Genomic DNA, 340 nt, shown 5'->3' with positions numbered 1-340 from the left:
GTTGATATTGATGAATTGCTCGATGCTGAGCAACCATCTACTGAAGCTCAAACTGAAGAGCCAGATATCGACAGCTTAATTGATGAAGACGAAATAGATAGTGACGATGTACTAGATACTGAGCAACCTGAAAGTGATGTTCATGATTCTGAAATAGATCATGCATTGGCGGACTCAATTGAAGATTTAACTGACGCGCAAGAAGAGTTAAATAGTGAAGATGTAGAATCTATCGCTTCATCTTTTGCTGAGCCTGAGCCTGAGCCTGAGCCTGAGCCTGAGCCTGAGCCTGAGCCTGAGGTAGAGCCAGAAATTGAAGCTGAGCTAGAACTTAATGGAT

At 42.9% G+C, this 340-nt stretch carries 1 pseudogene; it reads left to right on the top strand.

Annotation, left to right across the window (positions count from 1 at the left end):
* A pseudogene (locus tag CWB77_RS18455) lies at window positions 1-340 on the top strand (hypothetical protein); the annotation flags it as partial.

Source organism: Pseudoalteromonas sp. S1610, assembly GCF_005887465.1.
Classification (GTDB): Bacteria; Pseudomonadota; Gammaproteobacteria; order Enterobacterales; family Alteromonadaceae; genus Pseudoalteromonas; species Pseudoalteromonas undina.
The sequence above is the reverse complement of the archived record's forward strand: the minus strand, read 5'-3'. Positions and strand labels throughout refer to the sequence as shown.